General features: G+C 66.2%; 17 protein-coding genes and 1 riboswitch. Of the genes, 8 read left to right on the plus strand and 9 right to left on the minus strand.

Annotation, left to right across the window (positions count from 1 at the left end; genetic code table 11):
• Nucleotides 1-4: 4 nt before the first annotated feature.
• The 6 genes from ShzoTeo12_RS26380 (at nucleotide 5) to ShzoTeo12_RS26405 (ending at nucleotide 7681) form a co-directional block, all read left to right on the plus strand.
• Entirely contained in the window at nucleotides 5-1630 is a 1626-nt protein-coding gene (locus ShzoTeo12_RS26380; RefSeq protein ID WP_413251176.1) for an ABC transporter substrate-binding protein, read from the plus strand.
• A complete protein-coding gene (locus tag ShzoTeo12_RS26385; RefSeq protein WP_318913176.1) occupies nucleotides 1620-2564 on the plus strand; it encodes an acetamidase/formamidase family protein in 945 nt (314 codons plus the stop codon). Before ShzoTeo12_RS26380 ends, ShzoTeo12_RS26385 begins: the two co-directional genes overlap by 11 nt.
• A gap of 53 nt (nucleotides 2565-2617) precedes the next feature.
• The gene (locus ShzoTeo12_RS26390; protein ID WP_318913178.1) at nucleotides 2618-4411 is read left to right on the plus strand and encodes an ABC transporter ATP-binding protein; all 1794 of its coding nucleotides are present in this window, start codon (nucleotides 2618-2620) and stop codon (nucleotides 4409-4411) included.
• A gap of 51 nt (nucleotides 4412-4462) precedes the next feature.
• Nucleotides 4463-4712, plus strand: a riboswitch (cobalamin riboswitch).
• Between the two features lie 154 nt (nucleotides 4713-4866).
• Nucleotides 4867-5883 (plus strand): ABC transporter substrate-binding protein, encoded by a 1017-nt coding sequence (locus ShzoTeo12_RS26395; RefSeq protein WP_318913179.1) that lies wholly within the window; start codon nucleotides 4867-4869, stop codon nucleotides 5881-5883.
• Nucleotides 5880-6920: an iron ABC transporter permease gene (locus tag ShzoTeo12_RS26400; protein ID WP_318913181.1), complete on the plus strand. Its 1041-nt coding sequence runs from the start codon at nucleotides 5880-5882 to the stop codon at nucleotides 6918-6920. The genes ShzoTeo12_RS26395 and ShzoTeo12_RS26400 overlap by 4 nt, the downstream gene beginning before the upstream one ends.
• Nucleotides 6917-7681, plus strand: coding sequence for an ABC transporter ATP-binding protein (locus ShzoTeo12_RS26405; protein ID WP_318913182.1), 765 nt, complete (start codon nucleotides 6917-6919; stop codon nucleotides 7679-7681). The genes ShzoTeo12_RS26400 and ShzoTeo12_RS26405 overlap by 4 nt, the downstream gene beginning before the upstream one ends.
• 68 nt (nucleotides 7682-7749) lie before the next feature.
• Here the strand turns inward: ShzoTeo12_RS26405 and speB are convergent, their stop codons facing one another.
• The 6 genes from speB to ShzoTeo12_RS26435 form a co-directional block, all read right to left on the minus strand.
• Nucleotides 7750-8703 (minus strand): agmatinase, encoded by a 954-nt coding sequence (speB, locus tag ShzoTeo12_RS26410; RefSeq protein ID WP_318913184.1) that lies wholly within the window; start codon nucleotides 8701-8703, stop codon nucleotides 7750-7752.
• Between the two features lie 178 nt (nucleotides 8704-8881).
• Nucleotides 8882-9814 carry a phosphatidate cytidylyltransferase gene (locus tag ShzoTeo12_RS26415; protein ID WP_119255402.1) on the minus strand — a complete coding sequence of 311 codons (933 nt, stop codon included), beginning with the start codon at nucleotides 9812-9814 and terminating at the stop codon, nucleotides 8882-8884.
• Nucleotides 9811-10467 (minus strand): lysophospholipid acyltransferase family protein, encoded by a 657-nt coding sequence (locus ShzoTeo12_RS26420; RefSeq protein WP_318913186.1) that lies wholly within the window; start codon nucleotides 10465-10467, stop codon nucleotides 9811-9813. The genes ShzoTeo12_RS26415 and ShzoTeo12_RS26420 overlap by 4 nt, the downstream gene beginning before the upstream one ends.
• Complete coding sequence (locus ShzoTeo12_RS26425) at nucleotides 10464-10895, minus strand: hypothetical protein (protein WP_318913187.1); 432 nt, start codon at nucleotides 10893-10895, stop codon at nucleotides 10464-10466. Before ShzoTeo12_RS26425 ends, ShzoTeo12_RS26420 begins: the two co-directional genes overlap by 4 nt.
• Nucleotides 10892-12226, minus strand: a complete 1335-nt coding sequence (locus ShzoTeo12_RS26430) for a phosphatase PAP2/dual specificity phosphatase family protein (protein WP_318913188.1) — start codon at nucleotides 12224-12226, stop codon at nucleotides 10892-10894. Before ShzoTeo12_RS26430 ends, ShzoTeo12_RS26425 begins: the two co-directional genes overlap by 4 nt.
• A gap of 7 nt (nucleotides 12227-12233) precedes the next feature.
• On the minus strand, nucleotides 12234-13970 hold the full coding sequence (locus ShzoTeo12_RS26435; RefSeq protein ID WP_318913190.1) for a bifunctional alpha/beta hydrolase/class I SAM-dependent methyltransferase: 1737 nt from the start codon (nucleotides 13968-13970) through the stop codon (nucleotides 12234-12236).
• Between the two features lie 122 nt (nucleotides 13971-14092).
• Here ShzoTeo12_RS26435 and ShzoTeo12_RS26440 point away from each other — a divergent pair, with 122 nt between their 5' ends.
• Nucleotides 14093-14689 carry a CDP-alcohol phosphatidyltransferase family protein gene (locus tag ShzoTeo12_RS26440; protein WP_318913191.1) on the plus strand — a complete coding sequence of 199 codons (597 nt, stop codon included), beginning with the start codon at nucleotides 14093-14095 and terminating at the stop codon, nucleotides 14687-14689.
• Between the two features lie 4 nt (nucleotides 14690-14693).
• Here the strand turns inward: ShzoTeo12_RS26440 and ShzoTeo12_RS26445 are convergent, their stop codons facing one another.
• The 3 genes from ShzoTeo12_RS26445 to ShzoTeo12_RS26455 form a co-directional block, all read right to left on the minus strand.
• Nucleotides 14694-16010 (minus strand): replication-associated recombination protein A, encoded by a 1317-nt coding sequence (locus tag ShzoTeo12_RS26445; RefSeq protein ID WP_318913192.1) that lies wholly within the window; start codon nucleotides 16008-16010, stop codon nucleotides 14694-14696.
• 142 nt (nucleotides 16011-16152) lie between these two features.
• Nucleotides 16153-16695: a flavin reductase family protein gene (locus ShzoTeo12_RS26450; protein ID WP_318913193.1), complete on the minus strand. Its 543-nt coding sequence runs from the start codon at nucleotides 16693-16695 to the stop codon at nucleotides 16153-16155.
• 138 nt (nucleotides 16696-16833) lie between these two features.
• The gene (locus tag ShzoTeo12_RS26455; protein WP_318913194.1) at nucleotides 16834-17223 is read right to left on the minus strand and encodes a RidA family protein; all 390 of its coding nucleotides are present in this window, start codon (nucleotides 17221-17223) and stop codon (nucleotides 16834-16836) included.
• Nucleotides 17224-17386: 163 nt separating this feature from the next.
• On the opposite strand from ShzoTeo12_RS26455, the gene ShzoTeo12_RS26460 reads away from it, so the two are divergent.
• Complete coding sequence (locus ShzoTeo12_RS26460; RefSeq protein WP_318914382.1) at nucleotides 17387-18016, plus strand: hypothetical protein; 630 nt, start codon at nucleotides 17387-17389, stop codon at nucleotides 18014-18016.
• Nucleotides 18017-18273: the final 257 nt, after the last annotated feature.

Here is an 18273-nt window from a genome sequence, read left to right on the forward strand (position 1 = left end):
AGACATGAAAAAAACACTTCTCGCAGCCGCGTCCGTGCTGGCGCTTGGTCTTGCCGCCCCGCTCGGCGCAATGGCCGAAACCGTCAAGCAGGGCGGTTCGATGATCGTCACCTACAAGGACGACGTCTCCACGCTCGACCCGGCCATCGGCTACGACTGGCAGAACTGGTCGATGATCAAGTCGCTGTTCGACGGCCTCATGGACTACGAGCCGGGCACCACCAACCTGCGCAAGGAAATCGCCGAGGACTACACGATCTCCGAGGACGGCAAGACCTTCGTCTTCACCCTGCGCAAGGGCGTGAAGTTCCACAACGGCCGCGAACTGACCGCCGACGACGTCAAGTATTCCATCGAGCGCGTGGTGAACCCGGCGACGCAGAGCCCCGGCGCCGGCTTCTTCGGCTCCATCGCCGGCTTCGAGGAAGCGTCCGCCGGCAAGGCCGACCATCTTTCCGGCATCACCGTGACCGATCCCTATACGATCAAGTTCGAGCTGAGCCGTCCCGACGCGACCTTCCTGCATGTGCTGGCGCTGAACTTCGCCCATGTGGTTCCGAAGGAGGAGGTCGAGAAATACGGTGCCGACTTCGGCAAGCATCCGGTCGGCTCCGGCGCCTTCAAGATGGCCGAATGGACGCTCGGCCAGCGCATTGTCTTCGAGCGCTTCAAGGACTATTACAATCCCGAACTGCCCAAGCTCGACCAGATCACCTTCGAGGTCGGCCAGGAGCCGGTTGTCGCGCTGCTGCGCCTGCAGAACGGCGAGATCGACATTCCCGGCGACGGCATTCCGCCGGCCAAGTTCATCGAGGCGACGCAGGATCCGAAGCTCAAGGAGCTGATCATCCAGGGCGGCCAGCTGCATACCGGCTACGTCACCATGAACGTGAAAATCAAGCCGTTCGACAATGTGAAGGTGCGCCAGGCCGTCAACATGGCCATCAACAAGGACCGCATCGTCCGCATCATCAACGGCCGCGCCCTGCCGGCCAACCAGCCGCTGCCGCGCTCCATGCCGGGCTACGCGGAAGACTACAAGGGCTATCCCTACGATCCGGAAAAGGCCAAGGCGCTGCTTGCCGAGGCCGGCGTTCCGGACGGCTTCGAGACCGAGCTGTTCGTCGCCAACACCGATCCGCAGCCGCGCATCGCACAGGCCATCCAGCAAGACCTCGCCGCCATCGGCATCAAGGCGTCGATCAAGTCGCTGGCGCAGGCCAACGTCATCGCGGCCGGCGGCGAGCCGGACGGTGCACCGATGGTCTGGTCCGGCGGCATGGGCTGGATCGCCGACTTCCCGGACCCGTCCAACTTCTACGGCCCGATCCTCGGCTGCGGCGGCGCGGTCCAGGGCGGCTGGAACTGGTCGTGGTACTGCAACGAAGAGCTCGACAAGAAGGCGCAGGAAGCCGACGCGATGGTCGACCCCGCCAAAAAGGCGGAGCGCGAGGCGCTGTGGCGCGACATCTACCTGAGGATCATGGACGACGCGCCCTGGGCGCCGATCTTCAACGAGGAACGCTTCTCCGTGCGCTCCGAGCGCCTCGGCGGCCCGGATGCGATCTTCGTCGATCCCGTTCACATCCCGGTCAATTACGACGAGGTCTATGCAAAAGATGTGCAATAACTGCCAGTACACCATCCATGGCCGGCACCATCACTTCGGCTGGGACAATTCGTTCCAGCCGGCGGAGACGGTGGCTCCGGGCTCGACGCTGAAATTCGAATGCCTCGACAGCGGCGCCGGGCACTATCATCCCGGCAGCACCGTCGCGGACGTGTCGACGATGGATTTCTCCAGGGTCAACCCGGTCAGCGGCCCCATCTTCGTGGATGGGGCCAGGCCCGGCGACGTGCTGAAGGTCACCATCCATGAGTTCGAGCCCTCGGGCTTCGGCTGGACGGCCAACATTCCCGGCTTCGGCCTGCTCGCCGACGACTTCAAGGAGCCGGCGCTGGCGCTGTGGAACTACAATCCCTCCACGCTGGAGCCGGCGCTGTTCGGCCAGCATGCGCGCGTGCCGCTGAAGCCGTTTGCCGGCACCATCGGCGTCGCGCCGGCCGAAAAGGGCCTGCATTCCGTCGTGCCGCCGCGGCGCGTCGGCGGCAATCTCGACATCCGGGACATCGCCGCCGGGACCACGCTCTACCTGCCGGTCGAGGTGGAGGGTGCGCTGTTCTCCATTGGCGACACGCATGCCGCGCAGGGCGACGGCGAGGTCTGCGGCACGGCGATCGAAAGCCAGATGAACGTCGCGCTGACGCTCGACCTCATCCGGGATACGCCGCTGAAGATGCCGCGCTTCACCACGCCCGGCCCCGTGACCCGTCATCTCGATGCCAAGGGCTACGAGGTCACCACCGGCATCGGCCCGGACCTGTGGGACGGCGCGAAGGCGGCCCTTTCCAACATGATCGACCTCCTCTGCCAGACGCAGAACCTCAACCCGGTGGACGCCTACATGCTCTGCTCGGTCTGCGGCGACCTGCGCATCAGCGAGATCGTCGACCAGCCGAACTGGGTCGTGTCCTTCTACTTCCCGCGCTCGGTCTTCGAATAGGCATGCGGGGCGGCGGCTCCGGCCGCCCCTCCCACAATCCAGAAAGCATGGACATGAATACGGCTTCTCCGCTCTTGCAGGTCAGGGATCTGGTGACGCAGGTCGCAACGCCCGACGGTGCGCGCACCGTCGTCGACCGGCTGTCCTTCGACCTCAAACGCGGAGAAACGCTGTGCATCGCGGGGGAAAGCGGCTCGGGCAAGTCGATGACCGTGCTGTCGCTGATGCAGTTGCTGCCGAAGAACCTCGCGCGCGTGGCCGGCGGATCGGCCATCATGAACGGCCGCGATATCTTGAAACTCGACGAAGGCCAGATGCGCGGTGTGCGCGGGCGCCATATCGGCATGATCTTCCAGGAGCCGATGACCTCGCTCAATCCCATCCTGACCATCGGGCGGCAACTGGCCGAGGCCGTCGGATCGAGGTCGGGCCTTTCGGGCGCGGCGATGGCGCAGCGCTGCAAGGAACTGCTCGACGAGGTGCAGATTTCCGATGCCGCGCGCCGCCTGCTGCAATATCCGCATGAACTGTCGGGCGGCATGCGCCAGCGCGTGATGATCGCGATGGCGCTCGCGCAGAAGCCGGAAATCCTGATCGCGGACGAGCCGACCACCGCGCTCGACGTCACCGTGCAGGCGCAGATCCTCGCCCTCATCCGCAAGCTCCAGGCCGAAAACGGCGTCTCCGTGATCCTCATCACCCACGACATGGGCGTGGTGGCGGAAATGGCCGATCATGTGATGGTGATGAACAAGGGCAAGGACGTGGAGCACGGCCCGCTGCGCGAGGTCTTCCACCATCCGAAGGACGACTATACGCGCAAGCTGCTCGCCGCCGTGCCGCGGCTCGGCGAGATGACCGGGACGGACAGGCCCAAGCGCGCGCCCGCGCAGGCCAGGGCGGAGGAAGAGGCGGAGAAGGCAGCACCCGTGCTCGAAGTCGACGATCTCGTCGTCCGTTTCGACATCAAGGGCGGCATCCTGCAGCGGCCGGTGCGGCGCGTCCATGCGGTGGAGGGCGTGTCCTTCACCGTCGGGCGCAGCGAGACGCTTTCGCTCGTCGGCGAATCCGGCTGCGGCAAATCCACGACCGGGAAGGCGCTGCTCAACCTCGTGCCGTGGAGCGGCGGCATCCGCATCGGCGGAAAAAGCACGCGAGGGCTCAGCCGCGCGGCCATGCGGCCGGTGCTGCGCGATATCCAGATGATCTTCCAGGACCCCTATGCCTCGCTCGACCCGCGCATGCGGGTGGGCGACCTCGTCGCCGAGCCGCTCGTCATCCACGGCGTCGCCTCGGGAAGCGAGTTGAAGGACCGCGTCGAATATCTCTTCCGCCGCGTCGGCCTGTCGGCCGAGCAGATGCGGCGCTATCCGCACGAATTTTCCGGCGGCCAGCGCCAGCGCATCTGCATCGCCCGCGCCCTGTCGCTGTCGCCGAAACTGATCGTCGCCGACGAGAGCGTCGCGGCGCTCGACGTCTCCATCCAGGCGCAGGTGCTCGACCTTTTGCAGGACATCCAGAACGAGACCGGCATCTCCTACCTGTTCATCAGCCACGACATGGCGGTGGTGGAACAGATCAGCCATCGCGTCGCCGTGATGTATGCCGGCCGCTTCGTCGAGATGGGCACGCGCGCCCAGGTGTTCGAGAACCCGCAGCACAACTATACGCGCAAGCTGATGGATGCGGTGCCCATTGCCGACGCCGACCGCGAGCGCCGCCTTTTCCTCCCGAACGAGGGCGAGCTGCCCAGCCCCGTCAAGCCGCTCGACTACGCCCCGCCCCTCTCCGTCCGCAGGGAGGTCGGGAACGGGCACGTGGTCTGGCAGGAGGCGAAGGTCGCCTGAGACCCGGGATAGGGATCGGGCAGGACGCCACTTGACGCCGTGCGGACCGGCGTCCTAATTGGGCCCGACGGTTCCCGGAGGAAGACTCCGACGGGATTAATAGGGAACACGGTGCGGACGACCCAACAGGGACCAAGACCGTGGCTGCCCCCGCAACTGTAAGCGGATTGCCGATCATCACGGGAAGGGCCAGCAAGGCCTTTTCCGGGCCAAGGGCCATGCCACTGCGGATGTCGCGGGAAGGCAGGTGATCGACAGATATCCGCGAGCCAGGAGACCTGCCGTCGAACACGATCCAATCAGCCGGGCGGGGATGCCTGGAAGGGAGCAGACATGTTTGACCTGAGCCTTCGCCGATACACGGCCTTCATCCGCCTCGATTGGGCTTTTCCCGTCCACGAGGCGTGAGCAATCCGCTGCGCCGTATTGCCGCCCTCCCCGAGATCGAGGCTCCCATGCGCCAGACAATCGCAACCATCACCTTCGCCCTCGGCCTTACCGGCCTTGCCGGCACGGCTTTCGCCGCCACCCAGTATCCGCTGACGCTCGAAAATTGCGGCCGGCAGGTCACCTTCGAGAAAGCGCCGGAGAAGATCGTCTCCATCGGCCAGGGCATGACCGAGGTGCTTTTCTCGCTCGGCCTTGCCGACAAGGTCGCGGGAACGGCGGTCTGGGTCGGGCCGGTGCTGCCGCAATATGCCGAGGCCAATAGCAGGATCAAAAGGCTGGCGGACAACGATCCGAGCTTCGAGGCCGTGGTCGGGCAGGAACCCGATCTGGTGGCCGCGGAATTCGAATGGCATGTCGGCGCGCAGGGCTCCGTCGGCAAGCGCGAGCAATTCGCCGATCTCGGCATCGAGACCTATATCGCGCCGGCCGATTGCGTCGCCAAGATCAACACGGACGGCGGAGACGGCGTGCGCGAGACGCTGTTCACCATGGACCTGGTCTATCGGGAAATCGCCGAACTCTCCGAGATCTTCGACGTGAAGGACCGGGGCGACGCGCTGATCGCCGAGCTGAAGAAGCGCGAGGCGGATGCCGTGGCGTCCATCGCGGGCGCGGCCGGCAAGAACCTTCCCGTCGTGTTCTGGTTCTCCAGCAAGGAAGTCAACGGCGATGCCTTCATCGCCGGCAAGAACAGCGCGCCGGCCTATATCCTCAAGACCATCGGCGCGAAGAATGTCGTCACGACCGAGGAGGAATGGCCGCTGGTCGGCTGGGAGACGATCGCGCAGGCGAACCCCGCCGTCATCGTGCTCGCGACCATGGACCGCCGTCGCTATGCCGCGGACGATCCGAAGGTGAAGATCGACTTCCTCGAAAACGATCCCGTCACCAGGGAACTCGATGCCGTCAAGAACAAGCACTTCGTGATGATGGACGCCCAGTCGATGAACCCGACGATCCGCACGATCGACGGCATCGAGACGCTGGCGAACGGCATCAAGGCCTTCGGCCTCGCGCAGTGAGGATTACCGCTTCGTGGCGGCATCGGTGGTGGGTGCTTGCGGCACTTGCCATCGCCGCCACCCTTCTCCTTGCCCTCATGATCGGCCTCGCGGTCTCCATCGGCGAGATCGCGATTCCCGTTTCCACGACCGCGAGGGCCGTGTCGAACCGGCTTTTCGCAACGGCGTTCGAGCTCAACCGCATCCATGAGGGCGTCATCTGGGACTATCGTCTCAGCCGGGCGCTGGTGGCGGCCAGCGCGGGGGCCTCGCTCGCGCTGTGCGGCGCCATCCTCCAGGCATTGCTTCGCAACCCGCTGGCCGAGCCCTATGTGCTCGGCATATCGGCCGGCGCATCGACCGGCGCCGTCTGCGTGATGATCCTCGGCCTCGGCTACGGCGTCCTCTCGCTTTCCGGCGGCGCCTTCGCCGGCGCACTGGTCGCCTTCCTGCTGGTGGGCATCCTTGCCTCGGGCACGGGCGGGTCGAGTGAGCGGATCATCCTGTGCGGCGTCGCCGGCTCGCAGCTCTTCAATGCGCTGACCTCCTATATCGTCACGACGTCGGCGAATGCGGAACAGGCCCGCGGCGTACTGTTCTGGCTTCTCGGCTCGATGAGCGGCGTGCGCTGGCCCGATGTCTATCTCTCGGTGCCGATCACGCTTGCCGGGTTTGCCGCCTGCCTGTTCCATGCCCGCGCCCTCGATGCCTTCGCCTTCGGAAGCGACGCCGCGGCATCGCTGGGGATTGCCGTGCGCAGGACCCAGATCGTCCTCTTCGCCGTCACGGCGATCATGACCGCGGCCGTCGTCAGCATGGTCGGCTCGGTCGGTTTCGTCGGGCTCGTCATCCCGCATGCCGCCCGCTTCCTCGTCGGGCCCTCGCATGGCCGCCTCCTTCCGGCGACCGCACTCGGCGGCGCGATCTTCGTGGTGGCCGCCGACATCGTCTCGCGCATCATCATCCCGCAGCAGATCCTGCCCATCGGGGTGGTCACGGCGCTGTTCGGCGCACCGGCCTTCGCCATCATCCTCTATCGCGTCCGGAAAAGCGCATGAGCATCTCCATCGAAGACGTATCCTATTCGGCCGGGAACACCCTGATCATCGACGGGGTCACGCTTGCGGTAACGCAGGGCAAGGTGCTCGGCCTGCTGGGGCCGAACGGATCGGGCAAATCCAGCCTCTTACGCCTGATCTGCCGCCTGCGCCACGTCGAGAGCGGGGTGATCCGGCTGGGCGGGGACGATGTCTCCACCCTCTCGCGCGCCAGCCTTGCCCGCCGCGTCGCCTTCGTGGAGCAGCAGTCGACGACCGATATCCCGCTGACGGTGCGCGACATCGTCCAGCTCGGACGCACGCCCCATCGCGGCCTTCTGTCCTCATGGACGCCCGAAGGGGATGCGGCGGTGGACATTGCACTCGAACGGGTCGACATGAGCCACCGGGCCGGCCAGCTCTGGCAGACCCTTTCCGGCGGCGAGCGCCAGCGGGTTCACATAGCAAGGGCGCTCGCGCAGACGCCGAGCGAGCTGCTGCTCGACGAGCCGACGAACCACCTCGACATCCAGCACCAGCTGGACATCCTCTCCCTGGTATCGAAGCTCGGCATCACCTGCATCATCGCCATGCATGACCTCAATCTCGCGGCGATGTTCTGCGACAGTCTCGCCGTGCTCGACAAGGGTAGGATCGTCGCTGCGGGAACGCCGCAGGCGGTTTTGACGGAAGAGCTGATCGCGCGCGTCTTCGGCGTCCGGGCGCATATCGAACGGTCGGCGGTCCATGGCCGGTACAATATCCAGTACGCGATGGACTGAAGGACGGCGGCGCTCTTGCGGAGTGCCGACGATCGTTCGGCACTCCGGGTCTTTGGACGACGGGCGGGCTATCGCCTCTGTACGCCCGGCAGGACGCAGAGCATTTCGAACAGCAGGTTGGCCGCGGTGATCGCCGTGTTGCCGGACGGATCGTAGGGCGGCGAGACCTCGACGAGGTCGCAGCCGACGAGGTTGAGGCCCCAGCAGCCGCGGATGATCTCCAGCGCCTGGATCGTGTTGAGGCCGGCGATTTCCGGCGTGCCGGTGCCGGGCGCGATCGACGGGTCGAGGCTGTCGATGTCGAAGGAAAGATAGACGGGACGGTCACCCATCTGCGCGCGCACCTCCTCCATCAGCGGGGTGAGCGACTTGTGCCAGCACTCCTCCACCTGCACGACGCGGAAACCCTGCTCGCGCGGCCAGTCGAAATCGTCCGCCGCATAGCCGGTGCCGCGCACGCCGATCTGGATGCAGCGGCTGGTGTCGAGCACGCCGGCTTCCACGGCGCGGCGGAAGGGCGTGCCATGGGCGATGGCTTCACCGAACATGTGTTCGTTGATATCGGCATGGGCATCGACATGGATGAGGCCGACGGGGCCGTATTTCTCGGCCATGGCGCGCAGGATCGGATAGGAGAGCGTATGGTCGCCGCCGAGCGTCAGCGGCTTGCAGCCGTCCCTGATGATATCGCGGTAGGCATCGGTGATGATGTCGACGCATTTCGGCAGGTTGAACGTGTCGATCGCCACATCGCCGATATCGGCGACCTGCAGGCTGTCGAAGGGCGCGGCGCGCGTCGCCATGTTGTAGGGGCGGATCATGCAGCTCTCGGTGCGGATCTGGCGCGGCCCGAAGCGCGTGCCCGGCCGGTTCGAGGTGCCGATATCCATGGGGATGCCGACGAAGCAGGCGTCGAGCCCTTCCGTCGTCGGCTGCGTCGGCAGGCGCATCATGGTGGCAGGACCGCCGAAGCGCGGCATCTCGTTGCCGCCGAGCGGCTGGTTGAACGTCTTGGTCGTCATCTATCTTCCTCCGGTGGGGCAGCCTGTTTCTGTCGTTTGCCCCATCCTGAACATCACTTTACGAAACTTGCCCGGGCGCCCGGAATACCCCTTTTCGATTATTCACCGACTGGAAGAGAATCAGGCAGGCACCGGCGCATTGTGCACCATTCTGCGCATATCCGATGCAGGATACTCGTTACGTCCAGGCATAACGCACGATATGGAAGAAGACCGGCGCGGCGAAGACCAGGCTGTCGGCGCGGTCGAGCATGCCGCCGTGCCCCTCGATCATATGGCCCCAGTCCTTGACGCCGCGGTCGCGCTTGATCGCCGAGGCGACAAGCCCGCCGAAGAAGCCCATGATGCAGGCAAGGCCGGCCAGCACGCCCGCCTCCAGCGGCGAGAAGGGCGTCAGCCAGTAGAGCCCGGCCCCCAGGAGCGACGCGCTGGCGATGCCGCCGATCAGGCCTTCCCAGGTCTTGGAAGGCGAGATGTTCGGCGCAACCTTGTGGCGGCCGAAGAGCTTGCCGAAGATATATTGCAGCACGTCGCTGCCCTGCACCGTCGCGATCAGGAAGGCGATCAGCAGGAGCCCCCTGCCCTCGTTGCCGGGAATGGGCAGCGTCACCAACGCCGGCACGTGGCTGATGCAATAGACCGAGAGCATGATCCCCCATTGCTGCTCGCTGACCCGCTCCAGGAAGCGGGACGTGTCGCCGCGGATCGCCGTCAGCGCCGGCATGGCGAGGAAGCAATAGACGGGAACGAAGATCGAATAGAGCCCGTACCAGTCGATCCAGATCAGGTAGTACTGGACCGGGATGACGATCAGGAACATGCCGAGCAGCGTCCAGCGGTCGGCATGGCGGGTGTTGGTGAGCGTCACATATTCGCGCAGCGCCGCGAAGGAGACGAAGGCGAAGAGCAGGATCACCCCGCCGGGACCGAACAGGAAGGCGGCGCTGATGCCCGCGACCATGATCCACCAGGCCTTGATGCGGGCATTGAGGTTGTCGAGCGTTGCCGGCAGCGGCCGCGTGCTGCGCCAGGAAAGGACGCCGGCAACGAGGCTTGCCGTGGTGAGGACGGCGACGAGGCCGAGGAAGAGGCGCGTGGTGTCGTCGCTCATTGGCGATTTCCATCCTTTCGGGGCGCAAGGGCAAGAAGGGCGGCGCGGGCGCGGTCGAGGAAGACCTTCCGGTCCTCCCCCGCCTCCAGCCTGACGGGTTCGCCGAAGACGACGCGGCAGAGCAGCGGCACCGGCAGCAGCGCGCCCTTCGGCAGGACGCGCGACATGTTCTCGATCCAGCAGGGCACGAGCTCAACATCCGGCCGGGCGGCCGCGAGATTGTAGAGGCCGGAGCGGAAGCGCAGCAGCGGTTCATCCGTCATGTTGCGCGTGCCCTCGGGGAAGAAGATCAGGGATTCGCCCGCATCGAGCGCCGCGAGCATGACGGCAAGGGGATCGGTGGTGCGCTCAACCCAGTTGCGCTCGACGAGCACAGTGCGCAGCAGCTTTTGCGCAATGAAGCGGCGGACGGCATCCGCCTTCCAGTAATCCGCGCCGGCGACCGCGGCCGTCCGGCAGCGCTCTGCGGGATTGAGGCAGGTGGAAACCAGAATGAAATCGCCGTGGCTCGCGTGATTGGCGAAATAGATGCGCTGCGGGCCGTTCGGCTTCACGCCCGCCCAGATCGGCCGGACGCCGGTGACGGCGCGCGAAAGGCCCGCGAGCGCCGCGCTCGATGCTTTCTGGAGCAGCGATGCCTTGCCGTATCTCATGTTCCCACCACAGCGTCGAGCAAGAGAACGGCATAGAGCATCACGCCGATGGCGAGCGAAACGCGTTGCAGCCAGAGAAGCCGGCGGCATCCGGCAAGGCGTTCCGGCATGGTGCGCACCACCCCGTCCCTCGCGCGAAGGCCCATTCGCGCCAGCACGTCATCCACCGCGGCAAGGCCTGTCGCCTCCTCGCCGTAGGAGGCGCCGAGCCGGAAGAGCGCGGCATCGAAGAGAAGATGGACCGAGAAGACGAGCGGCAGGAGGCAGAAGGCCAGCAGCAGCCACCAGGCAAGCGGCCCCGCAAAGCCTTCGGCCCCCGCGGTCGGCGGCGCGAGTGCGAGGACCAGCAAGGCGATGAGCCCGCCGGTGAGGCCATTGCGCCGCAGCCGACGGCCGGCGCCTTCCGCCATGCTGCTCCACGCGGTCATCGCGCCGCCTCCTCGATGGCCGCATAGACCCCGACGTCCAGACGGACCGGCCGGCCGGATGCCTCGATCTGCGCCACGGCGGCCGCGGCACTTCCCGCATGCCCCGACCGCAGCAGCCAGCAGGCGGCAACCATGGCGCTACGCTGGAAGCCGAGGGCGCAGCAGATAAGAACGGGGCCATGCCGGCTGGCCGTCTCGACCGCCAGCGCGGCCTCGCGGATGCGCGCGACAGGGACGGGCAACAGGTCGAGCGAGGGGAAGGCATGCCAGGCAAGGCCGGGCGCCTTCAGGCCCGGCAGTTCCGCCGTCATGTCGACGACCGCGGCACGGGTCGCAAGTTCGCCGCGCGCGGGCATGCGGCCGAGGAGGACGCCGTCGGCGATTTCGGCCGCTGGTGCAAGATGCCGCGTCCACCAGCGGATATTCAGCCGCACCCCGAGCCGGTAGGGCAGCAACAGCCAGCGGCCGGCAAGGCTGATCGCGCCATCGGCCCCCTTCTGGAAGACCCGTTCCCCGGCCCCGGCATAGCCGGCGGCGACAAGGGCGAGCGCGAGCGCCGGCCAGAGAAGGAGGAGGCCGGCCCCGGAGCCGCGCGTTGCCGGAACCGTAAGGGCAAGCAGGATCGCCGCGCCCGACCCGTAGCAGATCGCAAGCCCCCGGGCCTTGGCGTCCTTCGTCAGGCGGAAGCCGGCAAGCGGCGAGGATTGCCCGGACGGGAAGAGCCAGAGCGCGAGGAGGCCGAGCAGCGCGCCCGTCGGAATGTCGATGACATGGTGCTGCCATGTGGTCAGCACCGAGATGCCGATGAGGAAGCACCAGGCATGCCATGCGGCACGCCATCCTCCGGCAAGCCGCGTGCGCCAATGGTCCCAGATGATGACGAGCAGGGCGATATGCAGGGAAGGCGCCTGGTTGAACGGCTTGTCGAAACCGCCGAGCACGTCGAACATGAAGCCCGGCAGGCCATGCGTTTCCGGCCGCTGGAAGATCGCCTGCAGCGGGAAGGCGACGAAGCAGGCGACGGCGACGAGCTGCGCGGTGAGATAGCGGCGCGCGAGGCGCCCGACCTCTTCCGGACTGTCGTTGACGAAGAGCGAGAGCGCATAGAAGGCATTGATCGACCAGTAGGGAACGATGGTCCAGGCGATGAAGGGAATGCGCCCTTCCCAGCCGAAGGCGAGGTTCGGCACATCGGCCCTCAGCGAGGCAAGCCAGTTCGCCGTGCCGTAGGTGAGATAGAAGAACGGCGCGAGGACGGCGAGCCAGAGCGCCGCTGCCCGGAAAACCGCGCGTCGGCCGCTCGACGGAACGGATGCGATACCCTCTCCCATGCGATCCTCAGATGCGCTCGGCGAGCGACACGGTGAAGATGCCCCACTTGTCGATACGCTGCTCGATCTTGCGGAAGCCGGCGGCGGCCACGAGCTGGTCCATCTCCTGCTGGGTGCGCCGGCGCATGATCCAGGCCTCGCCGCCGCGATGCGAGGTGAGCGCACGGGCGATCATCTCGAGCTGCGGATGCCAGGGCTGGCCGGTATAGACGAGCAGCGCTCCCGGCTCCATCGCCCGCGCGAGGCCGGCAAGCGAGCCCTCGATCAGCGCATTGTCCGGGAAGAGTTCATAGAGGCCGGAGACGATGGCGAGCGTCGGCTTCGGCGCGACGGCGGCAAGCCCCTCCGTGTCGAAGGCGTCGGCGCGGTGGAAGGCGGCGATGTCCCGAAGGCCGCGTTCGGCGATCAGCACCGAGCCTTTCTCCACGTTGATCAGCGAATAATCCTGCAGGCGGATGCTCTCCGGCTTCGCATCCGAGGCGGTGACGGCATCCAGCACGTAGCGGCCGTGACCGGCGGCGATGTCGAGGACGCGCAGTGGCCTTCCTTCCGCCGCAAGGCGCGAAAGCGCCTTTGCGATCAGTTCCTCCAGATGGATCTTCCGCTGCCGGATGCCGCGCCAGCCGATGGCCTCGAGGAATTGCCTGTCGACCCGCCGCCCGCCGGGTCCGAGGCCGCGCGGTTCGTTTTCATAGACATAGTCCAGCGTGGAGCCGGAATCGAAGCCGGTGCGAACGCCGGTCGCCATCCCCTTGGAAAAGAGGGCGCCCAGCCGGATCGAGGCGCGCGTCATCGCCCAGTAGAGGCCGCGCGGGGAGAAGGGCGAAAGCGGCGTTGCCAGACGATCCGCCTCGTCGCGCGTATGACTAGACAAATGGGCCTGCCGGAGATCCGCGGCGACCGGCGGCGCGGCAAAGCGGGCGAGGATGAAGGCGCGCAGCTTTTCCAGCGCCTTCGCCCGGTCCCGCTCGCCGAGCGTGTCGTGATAGAAGCCGGGCAGCACATGGCGTTCCTTGATCGTCGAGCCGAGATTTTCGAAGAAGCGGTGCTGCGGCGCGTGGCGCACGACGAAATCGCTGCCCGAAACGAGAAGCTGCGTCGGCACCGTGATCGCGCGGGCATCGGCCACCACGCGGTCCGCCGCCTCGTAGAGTTCCAGGAGGATGTTGGAGGCGATGGGACGGGTGATCAGCGGATCGGCTTCGAAGGAGGCGATGCGCTCGGGATCGTGCGTCAGGAAGCGCGCCTTGACATAGGAGTTGACGAAGAACGTGCCCTTCAGCTTCTGCCAGAGCGCGATGCCCTCCTTCGCGAAGGGCACGTAGAGCTTCACGTCGAAAGCGGGCGAAGCGAGCGCCAGCGCGCGGATATGCGGCGCGTAGTCGTGCACCCAGGTCGCGGCCAGGACGGCGCCGACGCTCTGGGCGACGACGGCGATGTCCTCCATGGCAAAGCCGTCCGTCTCGCTTATATGGCGCACGAAGCAGTCGAGGTCGCGCACCGAATGGGCGAAGGACGGGGAATGGCCCCGCTCGCCGGGCGAGCGGCCATGCCCGCGCGCATCCCAGGCATAGAAGGTGAAATCGTCGAGGCCGAGTTCCTCGGCGATATGCGCGACGCGTCCGCCATGTTCGTGGCCGCGATGCAGAAGCACGATCGCGCCCCTGGCGGTGCCGGAGCGGGCGGGCCAGACGCGATAGAACAGCTCCACGCCATCATGGCTCGCAAACGCCTTTTCGATCATGCCGTCATCCCCTTGCACTGATATCGTCCTCCCCTATACGGATGAGGCCCCATATTCGCAGTTGATTTCTCGTCGATTGCGCTTTCTTTTCAATCGAAGCAATCGAGCGGATTTTCGCTTTCATGTCGATCTATAAACTGAAATCGTCCTTCCAGAGCCTGCTTCGTCCACTGGTGGGACGGCTGGCGGCCATGGGGCTCACCGCCAACCAGGTGACGCTCGTCGCCGCCATCGTCTCGGTGGGGATCGGCGCGCTGCTGCTTGCCCGGCCCGAGCCGGCGCTCTTCGCGCTCGTGCCGGTCTGGATGTTCCTGCGCATGGCGTTCAACGCCATCGACGGCATGTTGGCGCGCGAGCATGGCCAGAAGAGCGCGCTCGGCGGCTATCTCAACGAGATCGCCGATGTCGTTTCCGATGCGGCGCTCTATGTGCCCTTCGCCCTGATCGCCCCCTTCTCGCTGCCCTGGATGGCGGCCATCGTGTTCCTCGCGACCCTCACGGAGTTCGCCGGCGTTCTCGGCGTCGCCCATGGCAGCGGGCGCAACTACGAGGGGCCGATGGGCAAGAGCGACCGTGCGCTGCTTTTCGGGGCGCTGGGCGCCCTCGTCGCCGCTTTCGGCACGCTGCCGGCCTGGACATGGCATATCCAGCCGATGGCCTGCGTGCTGCTCGTCTGGACCGTGGTCAACCGCGTGCGCGCGGGCCTTGCCGAAAGCTGATCCGTCAGCGCTTTTCGCCGAAGCGGCGCGGTGCCGGCCGCCCCGTCACCTGCTCCCAATGCTCGTCCGCCCGCCGCTCGAAGGTGGCGGCATCGCGCGCATCGCTCTGGTAGAAGGCGCCGCGCGGCACGTCCGGCGCATAGGCCTGCTCGCTCCAGCCGCGCCCGTCGTCATGGGGAAAGGCATAGCCGACATGGCCGAGCGCCGCCGCGCCCTTGTAATGCGCGTCGCGCAGATGCAGCGGCACCGCGGACGGCGCCTCGCTCGCCACATGGGCGAGCGCCAGCGAAATGCCGCGGCAGGCGGAGTTGGACTTGGGCGCGCGGGCGACATGCAGGGCCGCGTGGGCCAGGATGATCTGCGCCTCGGGATAACCGATCTTTTCAACGGCGTGCAGCGCAGCGACGGCGGTCTGGAGCGCGGTATTGTCGGCAAGTCCGACATCCTCGGAGGCATGGATCATGATCCGCCGGGCGATATAGCGCGGATCCTCGCCGCCGTGGATCAGCCGGGCGAGCCAGTAGAGCGTCGCGTCGGGATCCGAGCCGCGCATCGATTTCACGAAGGCCGACACCACGTCGTAATGCGCATCGCCCGAGCGATCATGGTTGACGGGCGCGGCCGCATAGGCCTCCTCGACCATGGCTTCCGTGATGACGACGGGCTCGCCGGGCGCGTGGCCGACCGCAAGGCTTTCCAGAACGGTCAGCGCCCGGCGGGCGTCGCCGCCGGAACGGCCGGCGATACGGCGCAGCAATGCCGGCTCCAGCGTCACTTCGATGCCACGCACGGCGAGGTGATGGAGACCGCGCCGGACCACATCTTCCATCTCCTCGATGGCGAGCGGCTCGAGCTTCAAAATGGTCGAGCGGGAAATGAGAGCGGGCGTCAGCGTATGATAAGGATTGCCCGTGGTCGCGCCGATGAAATCGGCGACGCCCTCTTCGCACAGCGCCAGCAGATGGTCCTGCTGCGTCGCGCTGAAGCGATGCACCTCGTCGGCGAAAAGCAGGGTGGGGCGCATGCGCGCCTCGTCGGCGATCTTGCGGATGTCCGCGACATTGTTGTGGGCGGCATGCAGCGGGCGAAAATTCTTGCCGAGCATGTTGCCGATGGCGCGGGCGATCGACGTCTTGCCCAGCCCCGGCGGCCCGTAAAGGATGATGCTGCCGAGCCTGCCGGCAGCGATGCGCCGGCGCAGCATGGTGCCGGGGCCGATGACCTTCTCCTGGCCGATCACGTCGTCCAGCGTCGCCGGGCGCAGTTCGGCGGCGAGCGGCATGGAACCGGTGCGCGGTGCGGCATCGAAAAGATCGGTCATGGAATTCCCCGTCGAAAGGCGCTGTCCTTTCCGGCCGGGCATGCGGGAAAACCGCATGCGACCGGAAGACGTTCGTCTACCGGTCGGAACGGGCAGGGTCAAAGCCAATCGTGCGCCACGGTGCCTACGGCTGCAAATCTCCCTAGCGGGGAACGGCGTGATAGCGGCCGTCCTGATAGAGCAGCGAATGGCCGGTGCCGGTGCGGATACCCTGCACCTTGCCGATGACGATCACGTGGCTGTGCCGCTCGATGGCTTCCTCGACGGTGCAGTCGATGGCGGCGACGGCTCCGAGGAGAAGCGGTGCGCCGCTGACGGCGGTCGTCCATTCTGCGCCGCGGTAGCGATCGGGGCCGCGCAGGCCGCCGCGCCCGGCGAACTGGTTGGCAAGCTCTTCATGATCCGCGCCGACGATGTTGATGCCGAAATGGCCATGGCGTTCGACGATGGGCCAGGTGGAAGAGGTGCGGTTGAGGGAGACGAGCATGCGCGCCGGCTCGACGGAGAGCGCCGTCGCCGATGTGACGGTGGCGCCCGTGCGGTTCTCCCCCTCCCCTGCCGTGATGATGCTGACGCCGCCGCCGAGCGTGCGCAACGCGGCCTTCAGGCTGTCGGCATCGACGGGCTGCCCGGACGGAGCGGCACCGCCGATGTTGAAAAGCGTGGTTTCGATATGTGCATTCATGCTTCCCGCTCCGCTGGAGGCCTCATGCGGGAAGGGATAGCAGAGGGCCATGGAGCGCAGCAGGCATGGCTTTTCTAAATCTACTATTTTTATAGAAAATATGTAGCCGAATGCCTTTCCCGATGCGGGTGGATATCTCTAGGCGGTCCGCCGCGCGGCCATGGCCGTCACCTCAACCTTCATGCCGGGATCGGCAAGGGCGCCGACGCCGACGGCGCAGCGGACGGGATAGGGTTTTTTGAAATAGCTGCAATAGACCTCGTTGAAGGCCGGGCGGTCGGCCATGTCCGTGAGGTAGATCGTCAGGTGGATCACGTCGGCGAGCGTGCTGCCCGCCTTCTGCAGCGAAGCCTTGAGGCTTTCCAGCGTCGCGATGCTCTGCGTCCGGATGTCGCCCGTCTCGATGGAGCCATCGGCCCGCAGCGGGATATGCGTCGTCATCAGGAGATTGCCGAGGCCGGCGACGTCCGAGGAAATCTCGCTCTCGTCCGTATCCTCGATGAAAAAGGGGGCGGTGCCGTGGGCCATGACTGATTCTCCTTTGCTGTCTTTCGTCAGAGAACCACCGGCTTTGCCGCCTGCCGTCAACCGAAAACCATCCGGTCCCCTCGAAGCGGGTGGCGTTTGCGCCCGCCGGCGGCTAGCCTGCGCTTATAGGAGAATGCCTGCGCTCCAACTCAAGTGCGAAACCATGCCGCTGCAAAACCGCGTCACGCCCTTCGGAGATATCGTCGCCATCGCCCAGCGGGGCCTTTTCACGGGCAATCGCGGCATCCTCCACGATCCGGCGACGAGAACGCTGCTCGGCCGGCGATGGGCCGGCAAGGCCTGGCTGATCTGTGCCTGCGAATTCCAGGGCCGCCGCCGCACGGTGATGGGCGGGCGAAGCTGGACCGAGCTCTTTTTCCTGGACGAGGCCGTAGCCCTCGCTGCCGGCCACAGGCCATGCTTCTTCTGCCGGAGGGAGGCCGCCGAGCGGTTCCGGACGCTATGGGCATCGTCCGGCAGGCAGGCGCTCCCAACGGCCGCCGGCATGGATACCGTGCTGCACGGCGAACGCCTGGAGCGGCGCAGGAAGCGGCTGCATCCGATTCCCGCCCCTGTCGCGGACCTACCGGATGGCGCGATGGTCGTCGTCGGAGAGGATGCCTTTACATTGCACGCGGGTCTTGCCCATCGCTGGACGGAGGCGGGATACGATCCGCCCCGCAAGCTTCGGTGCGCCGACTGGCTTCTGACGCCGCCCTCCACGCTCAGGGTTCTTGGTGCCGGATATCGGCCCGTATTTCATCCCGCGATTCGCACAACAAGCGGTGGGTAAAGCCTTCCAACGGGTGTCTTCAGGCCGCAGAGGGCGATAACCTGTTACAAAGTCCTGTTATACGCCCCGCCATTCCACGACGGGAAATAAGGCAACTTTGTGGGGAATCCCGCGGAAGATCAACGTGGAAGGCGGTTCGTGGTCCCGTGAGGCGCGCTTTCCCGCCGAACATAATGCCTTGCTCTTACATCAGAATCGGTTCTAGATGCGGTTTAATCCCTCATATGGGCTTGAAATCGCACCTTGAGATCCGTGAC

The sequence above is a fragment of the Shinella zoogloeoides genome (genome assembly GCF_033705735.1).
GTDB lineage: Bacteria > Pseudomonadota > Alphaproteobacteria > Rhizobiales > Rhizobiaceae > Shinella > Shinella zoogloeoides_A.